At 61.1% G+C, this 21,719-nt stretch carries 14 protein-coding genes, 1 tRNA gene and 2 pseudogenes; 12 read left to right on the top strand and 5 right to left on the bottom strand.

Features of this window, described 5'->3' with window-relative positions; genetic code table 11:
* Positions 1-185: 185 nt before the first annotated feature.
* From pnp to AC1DVH_RS04540, 3 genes are all read left to right on the top strand, one after another.
* Positions 186-2,291, top strand: coding sequence for a polyribonucleotide nucleotidyltransferase (gene pnp, locus AC1DVH_RS04550; protein WP_007915263.1), 2,106 nt, complete (start codon positions 186-188; stop codon positions 2,289-2,291).
* A 138-nt stretch (positions 2,292-2,429) separates the two neighbouring features.
* Positions 2,430-2,505: transfer RNA gene (locus tag AC1DVH_RS04545), tRNA-Thr, on the top strand.
* Positions 2,506-2,637: 132 nt separating this feature from the next.
* Positions 2,638-2,943, top strand: a complete 306-nt coding sequence (locus AC1DVH_RS04540; RefSeq protein WP_477752821.1) for a DUF6388 family protein — start codon at positions 2,638-2,640, stop codon at positions 2,941-2,943.
* Positions 2,944-2,994: 51 nt separating this feature from the next.
* Here the strand turns inward: AC1DVH_RS04540 and nadC are convergent, their stop codons facing one another.
* A complete protein-coding gene (gene nadC, locus AC1DVH_RS04535; RefSeq protein ID WP_477752810.1) occupies positions 2,995-3,843 on the bottom strand; it encodes a carboxylating nicotinate-nucleotide diphosphorylase in 849 nt (282 codons plus the stop codon).
* A gap of 252 nt (positions 3,844-4,095) precedes the next feature.
* On the opposite strand from nadC, the gene ampD reads away from it, so the two are divergent.
* The 5 genes and pseudogenes from ampD (at position 4,096) to AC1DVH_RS04510 (ending at position 8,396) form a co-directional block, all read left to right on the top strand.
* Positions 4,096-4,656 (top strand): 1,6-anhydro-N-acetylmuramyl-L-alanine amidase AmpD, encoded by a 561-nt coding sequence (gene ampD, locus AC1DVH_RS04530; RefSeq protein WP_477752809.1) that lies wholly within the window; start codon positions 4,096-4,098, stop codon positions 4,654-4,656.
* Positions 4,653-5,489: a regulatory signaling modulator protein AmpE gene (ampE, locus tag AC1DVH_RS04525; protein ID WP_477752808.1), complete on the top strand. Its 837-nt coding sequence runs from the start codon at positions 4,653-4,655 to the stop codon at positions 5,487-5,489. Before ampD ends, ampE begins: the two co-directional genes overlap by 4 nt.
* A gap of 230 nt (positions 5,490-5,719) precedes the next feature.
* Positions 5,720-6,811 (top strand): annotated as a pseudogene (locus AC1DVH_RS04520) (methyl-accepting chemotaxis protein); the annotation flags it as partial.
* A gap of 369 nt (positions 6,812-7,180) precedes the next feature.
* Positions 7,181-7,717: pseudogene (locus AC1DVH_RS04515) on the top strand (methyl-accepting chemotaxis protein); the annotation flags it as partial.
* 289 nt (positions 7,718-8,006) lie between these two features.
* The gene (locus AC1DVH_RS04510) at positions 8,007-8,396 is read left to right on the top strand and encodes a hypothetical protein (protein WP_477752807.1); all 390 of its coding nucleotides are present in this window, start codon (positions 8,007-8,009) and stop codon (positions 8,394-8,396) included.
* On the opposite strand, the gene AC1DVH_RS04505 is transcribed toward AC1DVH_RS04510, so the two are convergent.
* Entirely contained in the window at positions 8,397-9,173 is a 777-nt protein-coding gene (locus AC1DVH_RS04505; RefSeq protein ID WP_477752806.1) for a TatD family hydrolase, read from the bottom strand.
* 3 nt (positions 9,174-9,176) lie between these two features.
* Entirely contained in the window at positions 9,177-10,172 is a 996-nt protein-coding gene (gene cra / locus AC1DVH_RS04500; RefSeq protein ID WP_477752805.1) for a catabolite repressor/activator, read from the bottom strand.
* A gap of 289 nt (positions 10,173-10,461) precedes the next feature.
* Between cra and ptsP the strand changes: the two genes are divergently transcribed.
* The 4 genes from ptsP (at position 10,462) to AC1DVH_RS04480 (ending at position 17,742) form a co-directional block, all read left to right on the top strand.
* A complete protein-coding gene (gene ptsP, locus AC1DVH_RS04495) occupies positions 10,462-13,323 on the top strand; it encodes a phosphoenolpyruvate--protein phosphotransferase (protein ID WP_477752804.1) in 2,862 nt (953 codons plus the stop codon).
* Positions 13,323-14,264 (top strand): 1-phosphofructokinase, encoded by a 942-nt coding sequence (gene pfkB / locus AC1DVH_RS04490; RefSeq protein WP_477752803.1) that lies wholly within the window; start codon positions 13,323-13,325, stop codon positions 14,262-14,264. Before ptsP ends, pfkB begins: the two co-directional genes overlap by 1 nt.
* An 11-nt stretch (positions 14,265-14,275) precedes the next feature.
* Complete coding sequence (locus AC1DVH_RS04485) at positions 14,276-16,015, top strand: PTS fructose-like transporter subunit IIB (RefSeq protein ID WP_477752802.1); 1,740 nt, start codon at positions 14,276-14,278, stop codon at positions 16,013-16,015.
* Positions 16,016-16,200: 185 nt separating this feature from the next.
* On the top strand, positions 16,201-17,742 hold the full coding sequence (locus AC1DVH_RS04480; protein WP_477752801.1) for an alkaline phosphatase D family protein: 1,542 nt from the start codon (positions 16,201-16,203) through the stop codon (positions 17,740-17,742).
* Between the two features lie 57 nt (positions 17,743-17,799).
* Here AC1DVH_RS04480 and AC1DVH_RS04475 read toward each other — a convergent pair whose 3' ends face one another.
* Positions 17,800-20,328 (bottom strand): PepSY domain-containing protein, encoded by a 2,529-nt coding sequence (locus AC1DVH_RS04475; RefSeq protein ID WP_477752800.1) that lies wholly within the window; start codon positions 20,326-20,328, stop codon positions 17,800-17,802.
* 133 nt (positions 20,329-20,461) lie between these two features.
* A partial coding sequence (locus tag AC1DVH_RS04470) for a TonB-dependent receptor (RefSeq protein WP_477752799.1) occupies positions 20,462-21,719 on the bottom strand: 1,258 nt, incomplete at its 5' end.

Raw genomic sequence — 21,719 nt, 5'->3', positions numbered from 1 at the left:
GGTTGTCTGTCGTGCACCAGTGGGTTTCCCGCCGGTGCATGGCAGGCTCCCAGCCTCAAGTTTTATCTGGATACCTGCTTTGCCTGAGTAACACCTGGACAAACCAGTCGGGCCGATTCCCGGCGTTGCCCAAGAATTTCGCAAGAAACCAGTTCCCCCAAGAGCCACAAAGAAGGTAGGACACCGTGAACCCGGTAATCAAAAAATTCCAGTTCGGTCAGTCGACCGTTACCCTCGAGACTGGCCGTATCGCCCGTCAGGCCTCCGGCGCAGTATTGGTCACCGTTGACGACGACGTCAGCGTATTGGTGACCGTAGTCGGTGCAAAACAAGCCGATCCAGGCAAGGGCTTCTTCCCTCTGTCTGTTCACTACCAGGAAAAGACTTACGCTGCCGGTAAGATCCCTGGCGGTTTCTTCAAGCGCGAAGGCCGTCCTTCCGAGAAAGAAACCCTGACTTCCCGACTGATCGACCGTCCGATCCGTCCGCTGTTCCCGGAAGGCTTCATGAACGAAGTGCAGGTTGTCTGCACCGTCGTTTCCACCAGCAAGAAGACCGATCCGGACATCGCTGCGATGATCGGTACCTCGGCTGCCCTGGCGATCTCCGGCATTCCTTTCGATGGCCCGATCGGCGCTGCCCGCGTTGCGTTCCACGAAAGCACCGGCTACCTGCTGAACCCGACTTACGAGCAACAGGCTGCTTCCAGCCTGGACATGGTCGTTGCCGGTACTTCGGACGCTGTGCTGATGGTTGAATCGGAAGCCAAAGAGCTGACCGAAGACCAGATGCTGGGCGCGGTACTGTTTGCTCACGACGAGTTCCAGGTTGTGATCAACGCTGTTAAAGAACTGGCTGCCGAAGCTGCCAAGCCAACCTGGACCTGGGCTCCTGCGCCAGAAGCCACCGAACTGCTGGGCGCTATTCGTGCCGAGTTCGGCGAAGCGATCTCCCAGGCCTACACCATCACCGTCAAGGCCGACCGTTACGCTCGCCTGGGCGAGTTGAAGGACCAGGTCGTTGCCAAGCTGTCCGGTGAAGAAGGCCAGCCTTCTTCCAGCGAAGTCAAAGCCGCTTTCGGCGAAATCGAATACCGCACCGTTCGCGAAAACATCGTTAACGGCAAGCCACGTATCGACGGGCGCGACACCAAGACTGTACGTCCGCTGAACATCGAAGTCGGTGTTCTGCCGAAGACTCACGGTTCGGCCCTGTTCACCCGTGGTGAAACCCAGGCCCTGGTAGTCGCGACTCTGGGCACCGCCCGTGACGCACAGCTGCTGGACACCCTGGAAGGCGAGAAAAAAGACCCGTTCATGCTGCACTACAACTTCCCTCCGTTCTCGGTGGGCGAGTGTGGTCGCATGGGGGGCGCTGGTCGTCGTGAAATCGGTCACGGCCGTCTGGCCCGTCGTTCGGTTTCGGCCATGCTGCCTGCCGCTGACGTGTTCCCGTACACCATCCGCGTGGTTTCGGAAATCACCGAATCCAACGGTTCGAGCTCGATGGCTTCCGTTTGCGGCGCTTCCCTGGCCCTGATGGACGCCGGTGTGCCGATGAAGGCGCCGGTTGCCGGTATCGCCATGGGTCTGGTTAAAGAAGGCGAGAAATTCGCCGTCCTGACCGACATCCTGGGTGACGAAGACCACCTGGGCGACATGGACTTCAAGGTAGCCGGTACCGCCAAAGGCGTGACCGCGCTGCAGATGGACATCAAGATCAAGGGCATCACCGAAGAGATCATGGAAATCGCTCTGGGCCAAGCCCTGGAAGCGCGCCTGAACATCCTCGGCCAGATGAACCAGATCATTGGCCAGTCGCGTACCGAACTGTCGGCCAACGCTCCGACCATGATCGCGATGAAAATCGACACCGACAAAATCCGTGATGTCATCGGTAAAGGCGGCGCGACCATTCGTGCGATCTGTGAAGAGACCAAGGCTTCGATCGACATCGAAGACGACGGTTCGATCAAGATCTTCGGCGAAACCAAGGAAGCGGCAGAAGCTGCTCGTCAGCGCGTTCTGGGCATCACCGCTGAAGCCGAGATCGGCAAGATCTACGTTGGCAAGGTTGAGCGCATCGTCGACTTCGGCGCATTCGTCAACATCCTGCCAGGCAAGGACGGTCTGGTTCACATCTCCATGCTGAGCGACGCTCGCGTCGAGAAAGTGACCGACATCCTGAAAGAAGGCCAGGAAGTGGAAGTACTGGTACTGGACGTGGACAACCGCGGCCGTATCAAGCTGTCCATCAAAGACGTGGCAGCAGCCAAGGCTTCGGGCGTTTAATCGCGCCTCACGCCTGACCGCTTCAACGTTGTAAAAAATGCCCCGCCGTGAAAACGAAGGGGCATTTTTTTGTCTGCAGGAAATTGAGACGTTCCGGAAGTTGCCTGCCTCTGAAGTCAGTGCTAGGTTTAGCCCACCGCCCGTGTAGCTCAGCCGGTAGAGCAGCGCACTCGTAACGCGAAGGTCGCAGGTTCGATTCCTGTCTCGGGCACCAGCAAGACTTGTTTTCAGATGATCCCGAATGGTTCTGAAGGCCAGACAAACCGCGCTTTATACGGTTTTTTGCGTCAGAGAGATCCTTGATGATCCAGATCCATCTTCCATTCCCCAGATCAACGAGAACGCCATGACAATAAAAGAATTGACCCAAGAAGCCAGACACGAAGAAGCACTGAAAAAGTACATGCTGGATGTGCCGGATCTGATGGAAGAGATCAAGGACCTGAGTGCCGATGATCAGAAGGACCAGATTCAGTGGGCGTTTGAGGATGAAGCCGAAGCCCAGGGCTTGCAGCCGTGGGAGTTGAGCCTCAAATACACCTCGACACCAGAAGAGTACGAGACAGAACGCCTGAAGCTGCATAAAGAAGCGGCCGAGGTGCTAGGTGTCGAGTGGGAAGAGTACTGCGAGATGAACAATCTGGTGGTTTGAACAAAAACGCCAGCCTCAATGGGGCTGGCGTTTTTCATTGCACAAGAGCGATCAGATGCTCAGGCGCATCGAAAGGTCTACAGCCTTCACATCCTTGGTCATCGCACCGATCGAAATGTAATCCACCCCGGTCCGGGCAATCGGCAGCAACGTACTTTCGTTGATCCCGCCGCTGGCCTCCAGTTTGGCCTTGCCGGCATTCAGGCGCACGGCTTCGCGCATATCGTCCAGGCTCAGTTCGTCGAGCATGATGATGTCGGCACCGGCCGCCAGCGCTTCTTTCAGTTCATCCAGGCTTTCCACTTCAATCTCGACTGGTTTTCCCGGGGCGATCTTGTGCGCGGCGGCTATGGCCTGGGCGATGCCGCCGCTGGCGGCGATGTGGTTTTCCTTGATCAGGAAGGCGTCATAAAGGCCGATGCGGTGGTTATGGCAACCGCCGCAGGTCACGGCGTACTTTTGCGCCAGGCGCAGCCCCGGTAGCGTTTTACGAGTGTCGAGCAGTTTGACCTGAGTCTCGGCCACGAAGTCCGCCAGGTATTGCGCGCGGGTCGCCACGCCGGAGAGCAATTGCAGGAAGTTCAGGGCGCTGCGTTCGCCAGTCAGCAGTGAGCGTGCAGGGCCTTCGAGGTGGAACAGCACCTGGTTGGGCGTCACCCGTTCACCGTCGGCAACCTGCCAGTGCACCGCCACCCGTGGATCCAGTTGCCGAAACACGGCATCTACCCAGGCGGTGCCGCTGATGACGGCCGCGTCGCGGGTAATGATGGTGGCTTTGGCCAGGCGTTCAGCCGGGATCAACTGCGCGGTGATGTCGCCGCTGCCGATGTCTTCGCGCAACGCACGGCGCACGTTGGCTTCGATTTCGGCGGTCAGATCGGCGAGACGTAGATTCGGCATAATGGACTCCACAAACAAAGTGGCTCGATTATAGGGCCATGGCAGCGACCAACCCAAGGCATCAGCGCGTTACATTGGTGCTGGCGCCTGCATTTGGTCGAATCCCTGTCGTTGTCGGCGTAGGCCGTCGATTCCGAACAAACGCCAGTTTGAGATCGGCAACCTCCAGCGCCTCAATCGCGGCAAGTGATCGCGCCCCGGGGGATTATCACGGCATACTGTGTCAACTCAGTCGATGTCGAAGGAATATGTATGCAGTTGGACCCCGCGAGCGGTTGGATTCAGGGTGTGCATGTCTGCCCCTCACCCAACTTCAATGCGCGCCCCACAGGCGAAATTTCCCTGCTGGTGATCCACAACATCAGCCTGCCACCGGCGCAGTTCGCCACCGGTAAGGTGCAGGAGTTTTTCCAGAATCGTCTGGATGTCACCGAACATCCCTATTTTGAAGGGATCGCGGATTTGCGGGTGTCCGCGCACTTTCTGATTGAGCGTGACGGTACCGTCACTCAGTTCGTTTCATGCCTTGAGCGTGCTTGGCATGCGGGTGTTTCGAGCTTCGAGGGACGGGAAACCTGTAACGATTTTTCCGTGGGCATCGAACTGGAAGGCACGGATGATCAGCCGTTCACCGACGCGCAATACAGCGCGTTGACAGCCCTGACCCGCCAGTTGCAGCAGGCGTTCACGGCAATCACCACAGAGCGCATCTGCGGGCACAGCGACATTGCACCGGGGCGCAAAACCGATCCAGGGCCGGCGTTCGACTGGGCACGCTATCGTGCCGCCCTGGCACAAGAGGAAGGACGATGAGTTTTCTGGTGTTGCTGTTGGCGGTGTGGATCGAGAAGTTCTCGGCCTTGCGTCATCGGGTTCAGCGTGACAGTGGCTGGACACAGGAGCTGAACAAGCTTGAGGCCAGCCCGCGACTTTCGGGCCGGCCCTGGCTGGTGTTGTCGGTACTGGTCTTGTTGCCGGTGGCGTTGCTGGGTTTGCTGCTGGTCATCATCGAGCCGGTGGCCTACGGGTTGCTGGCGTTGCCGATTCATTTGCTGGTGGTGATTTACAGCCTGGGGCGCGGTGATCTGCTGGGCGATCTCGGGCCGTTCCGCGATGCCTGGCGTCGGGAGGACCTGCAAGCAGCAGCCCATGTCGCCAAGCGCGATCTGGACATTTGCGCCGACAGTGGCGAGCAACTGCTGGAACAGGTCGAAGGGCATTTGCTGTGGGAGGCCTACCATAGTTTTTTCGCGGTGATTTTCTGGTACTTCCTGTTGGGTCCGGTCGCCGCGCTGAGCTATCGGTTGCTGGCGCTGGCCGAAGAACACGGAAAAAACCCGGCGGTGGTCGAACGCGCCGGGCAACTGCGTCACGCCTTCGACTGGGTGCCGGTGCGTCTGCTGGCGGCGAGCCTGGCATTGGTCGGCAATTTTGTCGCGGTCAGCCGGGTCATGCTGCATGAGCTGCTGAACTGGAACATCAGCGCCGCGCAATTGATCGTGAAAGTCGGGCTGGTGGCCGGTGAAATTCCGGCGCCGGTGGCTGGCGCAGAAGGTATCAACAACCTGGACCGCATCTGGGAACTGCTGCTGCGTGCCGCAGTGCTCTGGTATGCCGGGTTTGCGCTGTGGACGGTCCTGCCTTAGCGCTGTAGTCAGAAATCAGAGCAAGCTCCCTCGCCACAGGGCGATCACTTGTCCGAAGTGCTTCGCCCTGTCGTTAACCTTAAGTTACAAAACCCCCTGCCGATTTAAGTTATACAGAGATAGCGCTGAATAGTGGCTATCTGCCGCCCGTCTGCGCCTGCCAATAAAAAAAATAAGAAATCGAAGGGAGACATCCAGTGAAGAGCTTGCTCTATCCCGCTGTCGCACTGATGAACCGCCTGAGCTTCGGCATGAAGTTCAGCCTGATCAGCGTACTGTTCCTGGTGCCGATGCTGGTGACCAACTTCTATCTGGTACGTGACTCCTACCGCGAGTTCCAGGGCACGCGCATCGAACTGCAAAGTCTCGACCTGTTGGGCAGCAGCCTGACGTTGCGGCGCGATCTGGAAACCCTGAACAACCTGGTGCAGATCGATGTCAGCCTCGGCCAGTCCGGCAAGGCCAGCAATGTCGAATCGAAAATCAGCGCCCTTGAGCAGAATATTCTGACTCGCCTGCAAGGGCTGACGGCAATGACCAGCGACCCGGAGCAGGTCGCGGTGTTTGATGGCAAACGCGATGAAATGATCGCCGCGTTCAAGGCCCAGCAAACGGAAAACTCCCTGCAAAGCAAAAGTGCCCTGATTGGCAAACTGGTCGGCAGCGCGCAGATTTTCAGCCAGCTCATCACCAGCCAGGCCGGCCTCAGTCGCGACAATCAGAGCGACATGCGCCAGTTGAGCGAGCTGGTCACCCTCGTCACGCCACGTGTCACCCAGATCCTGGGCGAAGGTCGGGCAATGGGTTCCTATTCGTTGGGGCAGGGTTTCATCAACTCGGCTTCGAGTACCCGTTTCGATGAATTGCTGGTGCAGATTGAAAAGCTCCAGGCCGAGTATGGCCTGAAACTGCAGGATGCCCTGGGTTCCAGCAAAGCCGCACGCGATACCTTGGCCGCTCAGGCCGATAGCAGCCGGGCATCCTTGAAGAAAGCCAGCGAGCTGTTTGAAGAACAAGTGGTCATGGCCGATACCCTCGACGCGCCGTGGCAGGGCTTTTACGATCAGGTCAGCGCCCTGATGGACCAGACCTACCAACTCAACGAGGCGACCCTGAAGTATATGGGCCCGCAGTTGCAGCAACGCCTGGACCAGAACCGTACGCACATGGTCTTGCAGGCCGTGGCGTTGTCAGTCGTATTTGTATTGATCTTTTATCTCTACGGCGCTTTCTATGTCTCGACCCGCACCACGCTCAAGCGCCTGGGGGCGGTGATGGACAAGGTGGCGGCCGGCGACATGACCGTGACCTTCAGCGCCCACAGCCGCGATGAGCTGGGGGAGTTGGGCGAGGTGTTCAACGGCACCGTGAAGAAAATCCATGACCTGATCGAGCGGGTGGGGCAGACCGTCAGCGAAGTCGAGCGTCAGGCCGGGCAAGTGGAAAATGTTTCCGCGCAAAGCAACCAGGCCGTCGCCGGGCAGCGCACGCAAATCGAGCAAGTGGCCGCGGCGATGAACCAGATGTCGGCCACTTCCCAGGAGGTCGCGCGCAGTGCCGCCGCGGCAGTGAGCAGTGCCCACAGTGTCAACGACGAAACCATCAGTGGTCGCGGCTTGGTGGAGTCGCAGCAAGGCAGCATTGCCGCGCTGGCCAGCGAGATCGATCAATCGGTGCGGGTGATCAATCAACTGGCCAACGACAGCCAGTCCATCAGCCGCGTGCTCGACGTGATCAAGAGCATCGCCGAGCAGACCAATCTGCTGGCGCTCAATGCCGCCATCGAGGCCGCACGGGCCGGTGAGCAGGGCCGTGGTTTCGCCGTGGTAGCCGATGAAGTCCGGACCCTGGCCAAACGGACCCAGCAATCGACCGAAGAAATCGAGCAGATGATCGCCAGGCTTCATGGCGGTGTCGGCGCGGCGGTCAAGGCCATGGGCACCAGCCATGAAATGGCCAACGGCACGGTGGGGCAGTCGGAGAAGGTCCAGCGGGCGCTGGAAAACATCCTGGGCGCGGTCGGCATGATCGTCGACCAGAACCAGCAGATTGCCGCCGCCGTGGAGCAACAAACCGCCGTAGCCCACGACATCGACCAGAACATCGTCGAGATCAATCGCGCCGGCGAGCGTACCGCTGAAGGTGCACATCAGACCGAAGATGCCAGCCGGGCGTTGTCGGCCCAGGTCGTGGAGTTGAAACAGTTGATCAGTGCATTCAGGGTCTGAAAGTCTTCTCGAGACCCTGTGGGAGCGGCGTTCCGCAAAATCTGTGAACCACCCAAATCACTGTAGGAGGGAGCTTGCTCGCGATGGCGKCRGCACATCCAACATCCATGTGGCYGACCCACCGTTTTCGCGAGCAAGCCCGCTCCCACAATTTTGGTGTACTGTCGGAAAGTTTCGTAATACTTTTTCCCTTTACGGGTGGGAGTCCTCCTGATTTCCTCCGTGCACTGGATTTTGGATGTCAATCAAGGAAGAGTTACGCGGCTTACTTCATGGAGGAAACCCGGTTATGTCTGTTGCAACATCAGGAATCCAGGGGCGCTGTGCGCATTGTCAGCGCACATTGCTGCTTCAACCCTGGCAGCTCAACGCCATTTCGATCAATGAAGCGTTTGCCTGTGCCCACTGCCAGAAGCACGTTCAGTTACGTTGCCCGGAACAATTCAAACGCTTCAAGTCCCTCGACTCTTTTTCGCTGTTGCGCGCCAGCCTGCGGGTGATGGTTTGCACTGCCTTGCTGGTGGCGTTGGTGATGGAGTGGTTGGGGATGCTCAGCGTCATCGAACAGCTGAATGCTTCGCTGATCGTCATATTCGTGTACTTCGCGGTGGTCCTTTATTTCCGCCGGCGCCAGCACCTGACGCTGGTCCTGGAGGCTGCCAGGGCTCACGTCGACTGATTACCAGCCGAACACTTCGCAGCTGTTGGCGGTGCTGGCAGCCGCCAATCGTTCCGGGCTGATCGCCATCCATTGCGCCAGTGCCGTGCAGATCGCCGGCAAGTGTGCCGGACTGTTGCGCTGGCCGGGGAACATGGCAGGGGCCATGTCCGGCGAGTCGGTTTCCAGCACCACCGAATCCAGTGGCAGTCCGCCGAGCACGCGGTGCATGCGTAGCGCCTGCGGCCAGGTCGGGGCGCCGCCAAGGCCGAGTTTGAAACCGAGCTTGATGTATTCCCGCGCTTCTTCCTGGCTGCCGGCGAAGGCGTGGATGATGCCGGCCCGTTTCAGGCGAAACCGTTTGAGCGTGGCAATCACCGCCGCATGGCTACGCCGCACATGGATCAATGCCGGAAGATTGAAATTCACCGCCAGTTGCAATTGCGCCTCGAACAACGCCTGCTGAYGGTCGCGGTCCAGGGTTTCGATGAAGTAGTCCAGGCCGATCTCGCCCACCGCACACAGTTGCCGATGGCCGGCCAGACGGGTCAGCCAGTCACCGAGTTCGCTCAGGTGTTGCGGTCGATGATCGTCCAGGTACACCGGGTGCAATCCGAACGCGGCGTGCAGGTCGGGATCACTCTGCACCAGCTCCCAGACCCGCTGCCAGTTGGCCTGATAAACCCCCAGCACCACGATCCGCCGCACCCCCAGGGCGCGGCTTTCGGCCAGCAGCGCCTGGCGGTCGGCGTCGAAGTCCGGAAAATCCAGATGGGTGTGGGTGTCGATCAGCTCCACGGTTCAGTCCTGAAGAATACGCTGCTTGAACGTGCGCGGGATGGCTTGCACGCCGGGCCGGTAATCAGACTGCTCGATGGCTGCCAGGGCCAGCGCGAGGACCTTGTCTGCGATCAGCTGATGTTGCTGGGCCATGGCGTTGACCGGCAGTGGCAGGAAGTCCAGTAACTGGGTATCGCCGAACGTGCCGAGGCGTAGCGGGCGGTTTCTCAGCGGGAAGTCGTGCAGCGCATCGAACACGCCCTGAAGCAGCACGTAGGAGGTGGTCACCAGGGCATCGGGTAAATGGCCCAGGCGCTGCAGCAACTCGTCCATCAATTGTTTGCCGCACTCGCGACTGAAGGATTCGCCTTCTTCGATCAGCACTTCCCCGTTGAACCCGACGAGCGCCTCTTTGAAGCCAGCGGCACGTTCCCGGCTGATGCTCAGCTCTGGGCGGGCGCCGATCAGCGCGATGTGCCTGGGCAGCGGCTCCAGCAGGCTGCGGGTCAGTTGCAGGCTGGCCTCGCGGTCGTCGCTGATCACCGAACAGAAATGCTCGGGCTCCATGACCCGGTCGATGGCGATGATCGGAAGGCCCTTGGCCTGCAATTGGCGATAGCTGTCGTCGCCGGTCGGCAGGCAACTGGCAACGATCAGTGCGTCGCAGCGCCGGGCGCGGAACAGTTGCAGCAATTGCCGTTCGCTGTCCGGTGCATCGTCGGAACTGGCGATCAGCAACTGATAGCCCCGGGCTCGCGCACCTTGTTCCAGCAATTTGGCGATTCGCGCGTAACTGGGGTTTTCCAGATCCGGCAGAATGAACCCCAATGTGCGCGTGTGTCGGCTGCGCAAGCCAGCGGCCTGTGGGTTAGGCGTGAAGCCATGCAGTTCGACGACTGCGCGCACGCGTTCGACGGTGGCGCTGCTGATGCGCTGTTGTTCGGCCTTGCCATTGATGACATAGCTGGCGGTGGTGACGGACACACCGGCCAACTGGGCGATATCACTGAGTTTCAACCCGCTGTTTCCTTGTTTTTTCGAGATTGCCTCGACATTTTCGTCAATCCTAACCGATTAAGGCAGGCGACCATTGTCGCAACGCATCCGACAAGTTGAGCTTCAAGGATGGGACATTATCGAGTAACGTGCCATTCATTCTAGATTAAACGTTTCAGCAAGCGTATTTTCTACGTTAGAGGCGCCTTTGGCCGGTTCTGCCGTGAAACCGCCAAAATGACGACCAAGCGCCTGAGCTGGCTCATTCAAAACAATACCTGGCGCCCCAAGGCGCCAAAAAGGAGAACACATGCTCGAGCTCACTGTAGAGCAGATTTCCATGGGCCAGTCGGCTGTGGATAAATCCGCAGCGCTGCAATTGTTGGCCCGGCATCTGGTCGCCGACGGCCTGGTTGCCGAGGGCTATCTCGCCGGTTTGCAGGCGCGGGAGGCCCAAGGCTCGACCTTTCTCGGTCAAGGTATTGCCATCCCCCACGGTACGCCCGAAACCCGCGACCTGGTGTTCACCACCGGTGTGCGCCTGATGCAGTTCCCCGATGGCGTGGACTGGGGCGATGGTCATATCGTTTACCTGGCGATCGGTATCGCCGCCAAATCCGATGAACACCTGCGCCTGTTGCAATTGCTGACCCGCGCCCTCGGCGAGACGGATCTGGGCCAGGCCCTGCGTCGCGCCGGTTCCGCCGAAGCATTGCTGAAGTTGCTGCAAGGCGCGCCGCAGGAGCTGGCGCTGGATGCGCAGATGATCGGCCTGGGTGTGGCGGCCGAAGATTTCGAAGAGCTGGTCTGGCGCGGCGCACGTCTGTTGCGGCAGGCCGACTGCGTGAGCAACGGTTTCTCCGCCGTGCTGCAGCAGGTTGAAGCGCTGCCCCTGGGCGATGGCCTGTGGTGGTTGCACAGCGAGCAAACGGTGAAGCGCCCTGGCCTTGCCTTCGTCACCCCGGACAAACCGCTGCGCTATCTCGGCCAGCCACTCAATGGACTGTTCTGCCTGGCCAGCCTTGGTGAGGCCCATCAAGCGCTGCTCGAACGCCTGTGCGCGTTGTTGATCGAAGGGCGTGGCCATGAGTTGGGACGCGCCACCAGCAGCCGCAAAGTCCTCGAAGTGCTCGGTGGTGAAGTGCCCGCCGACTGGCCCAGCGCGCGAATTGCATTGGCCAACGCCCACGGTTTGCATGCGCGGCCGGCGAAAATCCTCGCGCAACTGGCAAAGAGTTTTGAAGGTGACATCCGCGTGCGCATTGTCGATGGTCACGACAGCGCGGTGTCGGTAAAGAGTTTGAGCAAGTTGCTCAGCCTCGGCGCCCGTCGGGGACAGGTTCTGGAAATCATTGCCGAACCGGGCATCGCGGCTGATGCGTTGCCGGCCTTGTTGGCCGCCATCGAAGAGGGCCTCGGTGAGGAAGTCGAGCCGCTGCCGCCAGTAAGCCAGGCACGCGAAGTCGTTGCCGATATGGCCGAAGTGGTCCTCGCCCCGGTGTCAGGCAGCGTGGTCCAGGCGATTGCCGCCGCCCCGGGGATTGCCATCGGCCCGGCGCATATTCAAGTGCTGCAAACCATCGATTACCCGTTGCGCGGCGAGTCCGCCGGCATCGAGCGTGAGCGTCTCCAGCACGCCCTGGCGCAGGTGCGTCGTGACATTCAGGGCCTGATCGAGCGCAGCAAGAGCAAAGCCATCCGCGAAATCTTCATCACCCACCAAGAGATGCTCGACGACCCGGAACTGACCGATGAGGTCGATGCGCGCCTCAAGCAGGGCGAAAGCGCCCAGGCGGCGTGGATGGCTGTGATTGAGGCGGCGGCCCGGCAGCAGGAAGCGTTGCAGGATGCCTTGCTGGCCGAGCGCGCAGCCGACTTGCGCGACATCGGGCGCCGGGTGCTGATGCAGCTCAGTGGCATCGAAACCCCGAGCGAGCCGGATCAACCGTACATTCTGGTGATGGACGAGGTTGGCCCGTCCGACGTCGCGCGTCTGGATCCGGCTCGCGTGGCCGGGATTCTCACCGCCCGGGGTGGCGCTACGGCGCACAGTGCGATTGTTGCCCGGGCCTTGGGCATTCCGGCACTGGTCGGCGCCGGCCCCGGCGTGTTGCTGCTGGCGCCGGGTACGCCATTGCTGCTCGATGGCCAGCGGGGTCGCCTGCATGTGGACGCCGACGCGGCGACCTTGCAGCGCGCCACCGCCGAGCGCGATACCCGCGAGCAACGCTTGAAGGCGGCTGCTGAACGGCGCCATCAACCGGCGCTGACCACCGATGGCCACGCCGTAGAAGTGTTCGCCAACATTGGTGAAAGCGCTGGCGTAACCGGCGCGGTGGAGCAGGGCGCCGAAGGCATTGGCCTGTTGCGCACCGAACTGATTTTCATGGCCCACTCGCAAGCGCCCGACGAAGCGACCCAGGAAGTCGAGTACCGCCGCGTCCTCGACGGTCTGGCCGGGCGGCCGCTGGTGGTGCGCACTCTCGATGTCGGTGGCGACAAACCRCTGCCGTACTGGCCGATTGCGAAGGAAGAAAACCCCTTCCTCGGCGTGCGTGGCATTCGCCTGACCTTGCAGCGCCCGCAGATCATGGAAGCGCAATTGCGCGCCTTGCTGCGGGCGGCCGACAACCGGCCGCTGCGGATCATGTTCCCGATGGTGGGCAGTGTTGACGAGTGGCGCCAGGCCCGTGACATGACCGAACGTCTGCGCCAGGAAATCCCGGTCGCCGACCTGCAACTGGGGATCATGATCGAAGTGCCATCGGCGGCATTGCTGGCGCCGGTGCTGGCCAAAGAGGTCGACTTTTTCAGTGTCGGTACCAACGACCTGACCCAATACACCCTGGCCATCGACCGTGGCCATCCGACGCTGTCGGCCCAGGCCGATGGCTTGCATCCGGCGGTGCTGCAACTGATCGACATCACCGTGCGCGCGGCTCATGCTCACGGTAAATGGGTCGGTGTGTGCGGCGAACTGGCGGCCGACCCGTTGGCAGTGCCGGTGCTGATCGGCCTCGGGGTGGACGAACTCAGCGTCGGCGCTCGCAGCATTGCCGAAGTCAAGGCGCGGATTCGCGAACTGGGCTTCACTCAGACTCAAACCCTTGCCCGACAGGCCCTGGCCGTGGGCAGCGCCAATGAAGTGCGCGCACTAGTGGAGGCCCTGTAATGGCCCGGATTCTTACTTTGACCCTCAACCCGGCGCTGGACCTGACCGTCCAGTTGCCGCGCCTTGACGCCGGCCAGGTCAACCGCAGCGAGGTGATGCACACCCACGCCGCCGGCAAAGGCGTGAACGTGGCGCAGGTGCTGGCGGACCTCGGTCATCAGCTGACCGTCAGTGGCTTTCTTGGCGAAGACAACCTGCAAGCGTTCGAAACATTGTTCGCTAAACGCGGTTTTGTCGATGCGTTCATCCGCGTTCCCGGTGAAACCCGCAGCAATATCAAACTGGCGGAAAGCGACGGACGCATCACCGACATCAATGGGCCGGGACCGCAGGTCAGCGAAGCGGCGCAGCAGGCCTTGATGGAGCGACTGGAGCAGATTGCCCCGGGCCATGATGCGGTGGTGGTTGCCGGCAGTTTGCCGATGGGCGTCAGTGCGCAATGGTTGCAGGCGTTGATTTTGCGCTTGAAGAAGTTGGGCTTGAACGTCGCCCTCGACACCAGCGGCGAGGCATTGCGCGCAGCGCTGAAAGCGGGACCGTGGCTCATCAAACCCAACACTGAAGAGCTGGCCGAAGTATTGGATTGCGAGGTCGTCTCGGTCAGTGCCCAGGCCTTGGCGGCGGAGCGCTTGCACGCCCAGGGCATCGAGCATGTGGTGATTTCCCATGGTGCCGAGGGTGTGAACTGGTTCAGCGTCGGTTCGGCACTGCATGCCACTCCGCCCAGGGTCAGTGTCGCCAGTACGGTGGGCGCGGGCGACTCATTGCTGGCGGGGATGCTCCACGGTTTGCTCAGTGCCGATACGCCGGAGCAGACCTTGCGCACCGCCACGGCGATTGCCGCGATGGCAGTGACCCAGATCGGATTCGGCATTGGCGATGCAGCGCAACTGGCGCAGCTCGAACAGGGTGTGCGCGTGCGTCCCCTGACAGAACAATAAGAGGGTTTGTCATGAAGTTAGCCATCGTTACGGCCTGCCCGAACGGCATGGTCACCAGTGTGCTGTGTGCCCGGCTGCTCGATGCCGCGGCTCAGCGTCAGGGCTGGAGCACCAGTGTCGAAATCACCGATGCCGCGCATCCCGAAAAACAACTGTCGGCGGCCACCCTGGACGCGGCCGAGTGGGTGCTGCTGGTGACCAGCGCGCCGGTGGAGATGTCGCGGTTTGTCGGTAAGCGGCTGTTCCAGAGCACCCCGGCCCAGGCCCTGCAAGACGTGGAAGCCGTGTTGCGGCGCGGTGCGCAGGAGGCTCAGGTTTACGCCGCTGACGAAGCCGTCGTCGAACCTGTGACGGTGCCTCAAAACACGCCGCGACTGGTGGCCGTCACCGCGTGCCCGACGGGTGTCGCTCACACGTTCATGGCTGCCGAAGCCTTGCAGCAAGCGGCCAAACGCCTGGGCTATGACCTGCAAGTGGAAACCCAGGGCTCGGTCGGCGCGCGCAATCCATTGAGCGCGCAAGCGATCGCCGAGGCCGATGTGGTGCTGTTGGCGGCTGATATCGAAGTCGCCACCGAGCGTTTCGCCGGCAAGAAAATCTATCGCTGTGGCACCGGTATCGCTCTCAAGCAAGCTGAAGCGACCTTGAAAAAGGCCTTGGCCGAAGGCCAGCAGGAAAGCGCTTCGAGCAGCGCCAAGGGCCCAGCCAAATCAGAGAAAACCGGCGTCTATAAACACCTGCTGACCGGCGTGTCGTTCATGTTGCCGATGGTGGTGGCCGGCGGACTGATGATCGCCTTGTCGTTCGTGTTCGGCATCACCGCATTCAAGGAGCAGGGCACGCTGGCGGCGGCGTTGATGCAGATCGGTGGCGACACTGCATTCAAGTTGATGGTGCCGCTGCTGGCAGGCTATATCGCCTATTCCATCGCTGACCGTCCGGGCCTCGCGCCGGGGATGATCGGCGGTCTGCTGGCGAGCACCTTGGGCGCCGGATTTATCGGCGGGATCATTGCCGGTTTTCTGGCCGGTTATGTGGCCAAGGCGATCAACCGTTATGCACGTTTGCCGCAAAGTCTTGAGGCGCTGAAGCCGATCCTGATCATTCCGTTGCTGGCGAGTCTGTTCACCGGCCTGGTGATGATCTATGTGGTTGGCAAACCGGTCGCCGGCATGCTCGCCGGGCTCACGCATTTCCTCGACAGCATGGGCACCACCAACGCGATTCTGCTGGGTGTATTGCTGGGCAGCATGATGTGCGTCGACCTCGGCGGGCCGATCAACAAGGCGGCCTATGCCTTCTCGGTCGGGTTGCTGGCGTCGCAGAGTTACGCGCCGATGGCGGCGACCATGGCGGCCGGCATGGTGCCGCCGATCGGCCTGGGCATCGCCACGTTCATTGCGCGGCGCAAGTTTGCGCAGACTGAGCGCGAAGCCGGTAAGGCAGCACTGGTGCTGGGGCTGTGCTTCATCTCCGAAGGGGCTATTCCGTTTGCGGCGAAAGACCCGTTGCGGGTGATTCCGGCGAGCATCGCCGGCGGTGCGTTGACTGGTGCGCTGTCGATGTATTTCGGCTGCAAACTGATGGCGCCCCACGGTGGGTTGTTCGTGCTGGCGATCCCGAATGCGATCAACCATGCGCTGCTTTATTTGCTGGCGATTGTGGCAGGGAGCCTGTTGACGGCGGTGGTGTATGCGCTGGTGAAACGGTCGGAGGCGGTGGAGCTGGCGGTAGAGCCCGTCAGCGCCTGACACCCAATCCTGTAGGAGCGAGCCTGCTCGCGATGACGGCGTGATATTCAGCAAATATGGCGACTGTTACACTGCTATCGCGAGCAGGCTCTCTCCTACAATGGATCTGCATTGCTAGTAGATATTTGTGTCATGCCAGGGTCTTAGGGCCATGCTTTAGTTTTTCCTTTTTCAGGGAGAACACCATGAGCGATTTCAACCTCGGGCGCCGTCGTGTCATGCAAGCGGTCGGCGCCGGATTGCTGTTGCCGGGGCTGGCGCCGGCGGTGATCGCTTCGGTCAAGGACCGGCCGCAACTCACCGACGGCGTGCAGTCCGGCGACCTGCTGGGCGACCGGGCGATCATCTGGAGCCGCTGCGATCGCCCCGCGCGGATGGTGGTGGAGTGGGACACCCGCAGCCTGTTTTCCAACCCTCGACGTTTCGTCTCGCCCCTGGCCGATGCGCGCACCGATTTCACCGCTCGGGTCGAACTCAGCGGGCTGCCCGCCGACCAGGCGATTTTCTATCGCGTGCAGTTTGAGGACGCCCAGAGCGGCGTTGCCAGCGAGCCCTGGTTCGGTCACTTGCGCAGCGTGCCGCAGACCCGGCGCGACATCCGTTTTGTCTGGAGCGGCGACTCCGCCGGCCAGGGCTTCGGCATCAACCCGGACTTTGGCGGCATGCGCATCTACGAGGCGATGCGCCGGCGGCTGCCGGACTTCTTTATCCACAGCGGCGACATCATTTACGCCGATATCCCGATCCGGGCGCAGCTCACCACAGAAGGCGGCCGGGTATGGCGCAACATCACCACCGAGGCCAAGAGCAAAGGCGCCGAGACCCTCGATGAGTACCGTGGTAATTACCGCTACAACCTGATGGACGAAAACATCCGTCGCTTCAACGCCGAGGTCCCGCAGATCTGGCAGTGGGACGACCATGAAGTGGTGGACAACTGGTCGCCCGGCAAGCAGCTGGGTGCGCGTTACCAGAGCAAAGATATCCACAGTCTGGTGGACCGCGCACGCCAGGCCTGGCTCGAATACGCGCCGATGCGCTGGCAGAGCGCCGATGGCGGCGGGCGCATCTATCGCAAGCTCGGTTACGGGCCCATGCTCGATGTGTTCGTGGTGGACATGCGCAGTTATCGCGGGGCCAATGACGACAATCTGGGCGAGGCCAAGCCATTCCTCGGTCGTGAGCAACTGGACTGGCTCAAGCGCGAAATGCAGGCCTCGAATGCGCAATGGAAAGTGATCGCCGCCGACATGCCCATCGGCCTCGGCGAAGGGGACGGCGAAGTCAGCCCCGGTGTCACGAGGTGGGACGCGGTGGCCAACGGTGACCCCGGCCCGGCCCAGGGCCGCGAACTGGAAATCGCCGAATTGCTCGGCTTTCTGCGGGCGCAGCAGGTGCGCAATTTCCTGTTCCTGACCGCGGATGTGCATTACTGCGCGGCCCATCATTACCACCCGGATCGGGCGGCGTTTCAGGATTTCGAACCGTTCTGGGAGTTCGTCGCCGGGCCTTTGAATGCCGGCAGCTACGGGCCGAATCCGCTGGATAAAACCTTTGGTCCTGAAGCGGTGTTCGAAAAGGCCCCACCGGCGCAGAACCTCTCGCCGTTTGCCGGGTTTCAGTTTTTTGGCGAGGTGAACATCGATGGGCAGAGCGGGGAGTTGAGCGTGGTGTTGCGCGATCTGGATGGTGTGTCGGTGTTTGAGCAGAAGTTGCAGCCGGTCTGATCGCTGGACACAAAGCCCCTGTGGGAGCGAGCTCGCTCCCACAGGGAATTCAGTGAATCAGTACACGTCGCGGCGGTAGCGGCCCTGTTCGATCAGGCGCTCCACTTCGGCGGCGCCCAACACCTCGTTGAGCACCTGGTCCACGCCTGAAGCCATGCCTTGAAGGCTGCCGCAGATGTAGATCACCGCACCGTCCGCCAGCCACTTCTTGAGCTCGGCTGCCGATTCGCGCAGGCGATCCTGTACGTAAACCTTTTCGGCCTGGTCGCGGGAAAACGCCAGGTCGAGGCGCGCCAGATCACCATTGATCAGCCACTCCTCCAGCTCCTTTCGGCACAGGTAATCGTGTTCGCGATTGCGCTCGCCAAACAGCAGCCAGTGACGTTGCTGACCGTCGGCAATCCGCGCCTTGAGCAGGCTGCGCAACCCGGCCAGCCCCGTGCCGTTGCCCAGCAGGATCATCGGCACCGGCTGCGCCGGCAGATGGAAACCGCTATTGCGCCGCACTCGCAGGCTGATGGAACTGCCTACGGGCGCGTGCTCGGTCAGCCAACCGGAGCCGACGCCGAGGTTGCCGTCGGCATGCACTTCCTGGCGCACGATCAATTCCAGCACGCCATCGGCCGGGATCGACGCAATGGAATACTCGCGCATGGCCAACGGCACGAGGGCCTCTGCCAACGCTTGGGCGTGCAGGCCGACCAGATGGGCGCGGTTCTCCGGCAACTGGCGGCTGGCCAGGGCCTGTTCGAGGGTTTCCTCCAGGCCGTTGAGTTGCACCCTGGTTTCACCGTGAATGCCCAGGCCGTCGAGGAAATGCTCGATGGCCCACGGGCAATTGCGCGGCAACACTTCCACCAGGTCGCCCGCCAGCCAGCTGCTGGTGGAAGGAGGCTTGAGGCCCAACAAGTACACCGGCGAGCCACTGCTGTCCGGGTTGAGCAGTTCACGACGCAGCAGGGTCCAGTTGTCGTAGTTGGGTGCTTGCCAGGTATCCACGGGGGCCTGACCGGTCAACAGGCCCAGTTGCTGTTGCCAGTGACGCAAGGCGTAAGGGTCACCGCTGTCGACCTCCACCGGGGCGAACAGGGTCTTTGCGCCATGTTCACCCAACCAGGCGTGCAGGCGTTTGGCGAAACCGCAGAAGTGTTGATACTGCCGGTCGCCCAACCCAAGGACGGCATAATTCAGGCGTCCCAGGCTCGGTGCCCGGCCCAGTACCTTGCGCTCGAAACCGCGGGCGCTGTCCGGTGCTTCGCCGTCGCCGAAGGTGCTGATGACGAACAAGGCATTGTTCGATTCATGCAAGTCCTGCTCGCTGACGTCCGCCAATGGTTGCACTTTTACCGGCAAGCCTGCGGCCTGCAATTGACCGGCGGTCTGCCATGCCAACTGCTCGGCAAAACCACTTTGGCTGGCGAAGCCGATCAGCCACGCCGGCGCATCGCTGGCGGTTTGCACGAGGTCTTTGCGCGCATCCTTGATCTGGCGTTTTTTGCGCCGACGATCCAGGTACAGCATCCAGCCGGTGACGAAGAACAGCGGCATGGTCAACGCGGTGAGGGTCAGGATGATGCGCCCGACGATGCCGAAGTAACTGCCGACGTGCAGCGCATAGATGCTGGTCAGCAGTTGCGCCTTGAGGCTCTTGTCGCTGTAGCGATCAACCCGTTTGACCACACCGGTGGCCGGGTCGAGGGTGATCTGGTTGAGGGCGCGGTCGTGAGGCGAAGTTTTCAGCAGGAAGTACACGGTCGCTGGTTGGCCGGCCACGGGCGGCATGCGCACATTATAGGAACTGAGTTGCGGACCGGCCGCGCTGTAGATGCTGCTCCACATCGCCGCGTAATCGGCCGTCGGTGCCGGACCGCTTGGCGCAGGGCCGCGTCCGCCGCGAACGCGTTCGTTCTGCGGTGAGTCGGAGAGCAACCGGGTCAACCCCTTGTTGTACCACTCGTAGGACCAGGACAACCCGGTCAGCGCCGCCAGGAGGTAAAACACCAGGCACCAGGTGCCGGCCACCGAGTGCAGGTCCCAGTTGAAACTGCGACCCTTTTTCTTCCAGTCCAGAGTCAGCCAGGCGCGCCAGCTTCTCCACTGGCGAGGCCAGCGCAGGTACAGGCCGGACAGGCAGAAGAACACCAGGATCAGCGTGCACGCACCGGTGATCTGCCGACCCGTGTCGCCCATGGCGAGAAAGCGGTGCAGTTGCAGCATCAGGCCGAAGAAGTCCTGGCCGGTGGCGTCGCCGAGGAATTCGGCTGTGTACGGGTCGAAGTAGCGCATCTCGCCTCGGCGCTCACCCGGCGGCGGGGTGAACCACACTTTGGCGGCGTTGCCGCTGTCGGTTTCCACGGTGAGCATCGAGACTTTTTTGCCCGACACGGCTTCGATGCGCTCCACCAGTTCGGCAGGCGGCAGCACACCGGCGACCTGTTTTTCGACCTGCAACACGGAAGGGTTGAGCACATTCAGGATTTCATCCTGAAACGACACCGTTGCCCCGGTGATGCCCATCAGGGCCAGGACCAGCCCGGAGCTGATGCCGAAAAACCAGTGCAACTGGAACAGGGTTTTCTTCAACACGTCGCTCGCCTTGTTCGTTCAAATTGATTCATCACGGCGCGCATTATGCCGTGGGGTTGTCGAGAAGCATTCTTTCTTACACACAAAAGCCCCGTTCATGTGGATGAACGGGGCCTCGGGCTTCACACGTCTATCAGAAATGGAAGTTGGTGCTCAGCAGTGCGGTACGACCGGCCGCCTGGTTGGCGAAGTGAGTCGAGAACGCCTTGTCGTAGTAGGTTTCGTCGGTCAGGTTCTGCACGTTCAGTTGCAGGTCGACGTTCTTGGTCAGCTTATAGGCCGCCATCGCGTCGTAACGAACGTAGGAATCAACCATGGTGGTGTTGGCGGTACTGCCGAACACGTCATCGACATAGAACGCACCGCCACCGATGGTCAGCCTTGGCGTGACCTGGTAGGTCGTCCACAGGCTGGCGCTGTTTTCCGGCGTGTTAGGTAACTGGTTGCCGTCATTGGCCGCGCCCAATGGGCCACCATCGATTTGTTCGCTGTCCATGTAGGCGTAACCGGCGAACACTTGCCATTTGTCGGTGAGCTTGCCGCTGGCCGACAGTTCGATGCCTTGAACGCGGGTTTTGCCGACGTTTTCGAAGGTGGTGGTGTTGGTCTGCACACGAGCGTTGTCTTTCTCGGTGCGGAAGATATCGGCGGTCAACGACAGGCGATTGTTCAGCAGATCCCACTTGGTACCGATTTCGTAGTTCTTGGTGGTTTCCGGCTCCATGTCGCTGCTCAGCAGGTTGCCGTTGCGATCCGGCGTGCCACCCAACGGGTTGCCTTCCGAACCTTCGCCCAAGGTGTTGCCCGGTGGCGTGGCAGACGTCGCGTAGGACGCATAGATGCTGCCGTTTTCGGCTGGCTTGTAGACCACGCCGAACTGGCCAGTGACGAATTCGCTGGTGTCCTTGCCTTTGGCTGCGTTGCCTTTGGTCACGACGGTGGCGCCGGAACCGTCAAAGGTACGGTACTGGGTATTGAAATGGTCATACCGCAGGCCCATGTTCACCAGCCACTGCTCGGACAACGTCAGGGTGTCGAACACGTACAGTGCGTAGGTGTCGGCCTTGGTGTTGGTGCCGGCGTAATTACGCGAGATGGCACCGTTCCATGGATCATTCGGGTTCGGGTTGGACAGCGAGGTGCAGTTGAAGCCGCTTGGCGCGCCGATCAGTGCCGGCGAGCAGTTGGTGGTCACCGCTGCTGTTCCCGGGGTGGTGTCCGTGTTGACATTGTACGAGGATTTTTCACTTTCCTCGTGGGTGTATTCGACACCGGTGGAGAAGCTGTTCTTGAACCCGGCAATGTAGACATCGCCAAACAGGTCGGTCTGGTTGGTGGTGGTCTCGGTGTTGCTCACGCGGGTGTTCGCGCGGCGCCAGACGCTGCCGTTG

It is taken from the genome of Pseudomonas sp. P4_C3 (genome assembly GCF_056402075.1).
This window is presented reverse-complemented; position numbering and strand designations above follow the sequence as displayed.